This is a genomic window from Nostoc sp. NOS(2021), from assembly GCF_017115025.1.
Classification (GTDB): domain Bacteria; phylum Cyanobacteriota; class Cyanobacteriia; order Cyanobacteriales; family Nostocaceae; genus Nostoc.
Map to the genome: position 1 here is coordinate 1 of NZ_JABXKM010000259.1, position 4,461 is coordinate 4,461.

Annotated in this window: 4 protein-coding genes; all 4 read left to right on the plus strand. The window is 43.5% G+C overall.

The window, feature by feature from the left end:
* The first annotated feature begins 191 nt into the window (after positions 1-191).
* The 4 genes from HWQ41_RS26505 (at position 192) to HWQ41_RS26520 (ending at position 4,096) form a co-directional block, all read left to right on the plus strand.
* Positions 192-1,586 carry a hypothetical protein gene (locus HWQ41_RS26505; protein ID WP_292769805.1) on the plus strand — a complete coding sequence of 465 codons (1,395 nt, stop codon included), beginning with the start codon at positions 192-194 and terminating at the stop codon, positions 1,584-1,586.
* 332 nt (positions 1,587-1,918) lie between these two features.
* Positions 1,919-2,596, plus strand: coding sequence for a response regulator transcription factor (locus HWQ41_RS26510; RefSeq protein ID WP_292769806.1), 678 nt, complete (start codon positions 1,919-1,921; stop codon positions 2,594-2,596).
* Positions 2,597-2,693: 97 nt separating this feature from the next.
* The gene (locus tag HWQ41_RS26515; RefSeq protein ID WP_292769807.1) at positions 2,694-2,822 is read left to right on the plus strand and encodes a hypothetical protein; all 129 of its coding nucleotides are present in this window, start codon (positions 2,694-2,696) and stop codon (positions 2,820-2,822) included.
* 833 nt (positions 2,823-3,655) lie between these two features.
* Positions 3,656-4,096: a hypothetical protein gene (locus HWQ41_RS26520; RefSeq protein ID WP_292769809.1), complete on the plus strand. Its 441-nt coding sequence runs from the start codon at positions 3,656-3,658 to the stop codon at positions 4,094-4,096.
* Positions 4,097-4,461: the final 365 nt, after the last annotated feature.

The following is a 4,461-nucleotide window of genomic DNA, read 5'->3' on the forward strand; positions in this document are numbered from 1 at the left end:
TCTCGCAAATGTTAAGAAAGATCCGGGTAATGGATAGCCGCAGGCGGGGAGGGGAGACAAAGCGCAGCTTTGGCTCTTTGGGGTTCTTCGGGTTTAATAAGTAATCAACCGGACATGATATTATACCTATTTCCAGAAACTTTTAAGAGTTTTTATCGGTCTGGTTCTCCAAATTCTGCAAAAATTAACCAATGTCATCTTCTGCTCAAGGTATTCCCGGATTACCTGATTTGACGCATCCGATTGAGCTTGTTCAATTTGGAACCCAGGCACTCAAAGCTTCACTGTTATTGGTATTTTTGATCGTAGCTTTAGGAGTGGCGATCGCACTGATCAGTTTTTCTCTCCGTCGCAGCCAACCGGAACAACTTATATTCATCGGCGAATGGGCTGTTGGTTATTCCCAACTGTTGCGGGGATTACAGCATTTAACTCTGGTATTAGTTCTGTTAATACCTGGATTTTTTCTTTGTTCAACTTTGAGCAATCGCTACCATTACTGGGAGCAAGCAAGGGTGGCTCAAGTGGCTGAAAGTGTCGCAGGTGAAAAGCTCGAACAATCTGCCCCGCAAGTGCGCTACTCTATTCGAGAGCCATACTCCTATAACACTCAAGTTGATGGCAAGATTGTCAAGGTTAATGATACGCGAGAGATTAACCGCTTCTTAACGTTGGCTGGTTCGCAAATTCAAGTCAAGCTTGACCAAAGTGTAGATGTTCCAGGTCGCAGTTCAATTTATCGCGTGGAATACACTGCTGATTATAAAGTAGTTAACCAACTCAAAGATATTAATAATTTCTTTTTTGAAGCACCGCCACCCAACGGCTACACGCTGCTTGCTAGCTACAAACTAGAGCGTAACGGTAGTAGGCTACAACAAACCAATCCGGGAGACTATGGCTTTCCCTTCCAGCTGCAACCAGGGGAAGAAACCACCTTTCGAGTCACCTATCAGGCTCAAGGAGGGCCTCGCTGGGTTTATAGCGCAGCAGGACAGTTGCTTTCTAATTTTCGCCTCACAGCAATTGCCAACTTTGCTCCGGCTGATTTTGCTAGTGGTGTTGTACCGAATGAGATTAAAGTTGATGGACGCAGTACTAAGTTTACTTGGATATTTGACGATAATGTTTCAGTCAAAAATCCATTTGGAGTGTTTACTAACACTGATCCCATTCGCCATACGGGCATCATTCCCCGGCTTTTGTTACTAGCACCAGCAATATTTTTGTGGTGGATATTGTTATTATATTTGTCACTGCCAATGAGTTTCAAAAATATTGCGATCGCTGGTAGTATTTTCTTTGCTTGTCTGTTGACTTTGACCTATCTAGCTCGCGTGATCAATGCTCAGTTGGCTTGGACTTTAATTTCCATCATTTTACTAATTTTAACATGGGGATTGGGAGCAAGTCGTAGTGCTTCTTTTGCTGCGATCGTCGCCACTATTGCTGGAGCAGTATTACCCATCTTTGGATTATTAGTACCGTTCAGTGGACTCACCCTCAGTCTAGCGGGTTTTCTTTCAGCGGTTTGGCTAGCAGTTCGTCACTGGTATGGCTGGTACAGTTTGCACCCAGAAGACTAAAGATTGTAAGGCTTAAGCTACGGTGTACACACAAGTCCTAAAAACCTAGCTTAATGAGGTTTGACTCGTTCCCATACTCCGTATGGGAATGCATTCATTGAGTCTCTGACTCAATATTTAACTGGAGGCAGCAGCCCCTAATCAGCCATTCCCATGCTCTGCATGGGAACGAGGGAACAATAGAAAATCGAGCTTTTTTCGACTTGTGTGTACACCGTAGCCTTCTAGGGGAGAGGAATGGAAGTGAGGTTTCCAGATGACGTGAAAAATCAGACTAATGACAAAGGACTAATGACAAAGGACTAATGACAAAGGACTAATAACCAATAAAAATGTCTTTAGATACTCGCTATCCCTTAAACTTACCGCCCAATGCTCCGCCATTGCGCGTGTTAATTGTCGAAGATGATCCGATGATGCAACTGGGATTAGAACAATCCTTAATGGCTCATCCTCAGTTGGAAATTGTTGGACAAGCAGAAGATGGTTATTTGGGAGTCCAAGCAGCACTGCAACTAAAACCTGATTTGGTGGTTATGGATATTGGGTTGCCGCGATTGGATGGCATTGCCGCGACACAGCAAATTAAAGCGGCGTTGCCAGCAACTCATGTGGTGATGCTGACATCTCATCAAACGGAGACAGAAATTATTGCTGCACTGTCTAGCGGTGCAGATGCATATTGCATCAAAGGTGCAAGTGTGGAACGATTGTTAAGTGCGATCGCAGCCGCAGTTGATGGTGCAGCCTATCTCGATCCCCAAATTGCGCGGCGAGTAATTGATAATCTCAAACCGCCCTCACCCACCAGCAACAACGCCAACTTATCTGGGCGCGAGTTAGAAGTGTTGAAACTCATGGTAGACGGGTTGAGTAACCCGGAGATTGCCGAAAAACTCTATCTCAGTCCCAACACCATCAAAACTCATGTCCGGGGGATTATGAATAAATTAGCAGTAGACGATCGCGTGCAAGCAGCAGTTGTAGCACTGCGTTCTGGGTTAGTTTGATTACTAGAACTTTTAGCTTTCCCCCTTGCCCTTCTTGTAAATATTTCAAGGTGCTTTCGCAATGGCAAATGATCAACATCCCTATAAAGAATAACCAATGCACATTTTAATAGAACTCCCTGACAACGTTGCTAATCAACTGCAACTCGAACCCGCCAACATTAGAAATTTGATCAACTCGCCCATCTGCCGCACCTTTGGCTTTCAAGTTCGCACAAATTTTTAATCCCATTTACAAGTAGAGGCGTACATATATATGTACGCCCCTCTAGCCGATTCATTTGTTGCCAAGATATTTTAAAAATGGTCTACCTCAATCCATTTTAGTTAAAAGAGTTTGAGAATTGATTAGGGTCTAGATTAGCAGGAAATAATAAAATTTCCTTGTCTTCTAGCTTTGCCTTTTGGTGAAGCAAAATTGCCTTTCCCAAAGAACAATATTTAATTGGAACCCACCCATCGCTATAAAAGTAGACAGCCACTCGGCTCATTGCATACTCTTGAAACGGCAGTGGGACGTACCAGGACGAGTCCACAATTTGAACTTTACCTGTCGAGTCCATGCTTTGAACCTCAGTTACTAAGTATATTTGCTTTGACTCATCACTCTCACTACTTTCACTCATCCAGGTGACTTTTAGTAACTATCATAAGTAATAAGCTAATCAGCCTTTAAGTTAGAAGTTTAGGAGTCAACAAGTTTTTAGTTGGGATTGAGCCTTAGTCGTTGGGAAGGAATTTTCGGGCAAAGTTTGACAGGTTGTCTTTTGACGTTATGTGGAAAAGCCACGAAAAACCTAACCCCCTAACCCCCTTCCCTACCAGTGTTGGGGGAAAATTCTAAATCTCTCTCCTAAAAGGAGAGAGAAATAGAAGTGAGGTTTTCCAGATACCGTCAGAAGTCAGAAAGTTTGACAGGTTGTCTTTTGACGCAACTATTCTTTTAAAATTATCGTTCTTAAATACTGGTGGAAAATTAGCATCACAAATCTGGGAATTTTCCTTTAATTGCCTTTCCCCAGTCAGCCTGCTCTACTTCGCTTACTCTTTAAAAACTCTATGTTCAACTTTACTCTAGAGAAGAATTTTGGATGGCTATTATTAATTTCGGTTCTGATTGCTACACCAGTTAATGCCCACACTGAAAAGGTATCTGGAGACGTCGGCGGGATGCTGCATATTGAACCCCATGACAATCCTCAAGCTGGCAAAACCGCTCATGCTTGGATTGTCCTCACCCATAGAGGCGGGCGACTAATCCCCCTGACACAATGTAACTGTCAGTTGGCTGTCTACCCCGAACCTCACAACGAAACTGATGCCCCATTGCTGAAGCCCACTTTACATAATGTATCAACCAAGCAATATAAAAGCATTCCTGGAGCCGACATCGTATTTCCCAAAGTAGGAGCTTATGAATTGGAGTTAAGCGGTACTCCAAAATCTGGAGCTAGTTTCAAGCCCTTTGAGTTGTCTTACACCGTCACTGTCGGTTCATAAAAGCTGAACTGTGTCAAATGTCATGCTGTCGCAAGATCCCGCAGGGTTCAGAAATTGCAGTGCGATCGCGTCCATTGCGGTAGCGATCGTATAACCTAGTTTTATCAAGAACAGGACTTACGCACTGAAAACCTGAAACCTAGATCCCCCCTAACCCCCCTTTTTAAGGGGGGAATTCTAAAAGCCCCTTTTTTAAGAGGGTTGGGGGATCTCTTGTGCGTAAGTTCTAAAGAAATATCTTCTGTCTTTAGGAACCGGCTGTAAAAGTTTGAATAATCATTCGTGAACAACGAGATCCCCGACTTCTTAGAGGATACTGCTGGCGAATTGAGGGTAAGACCCCTCAAGGTAACCAGTTTTAGAAT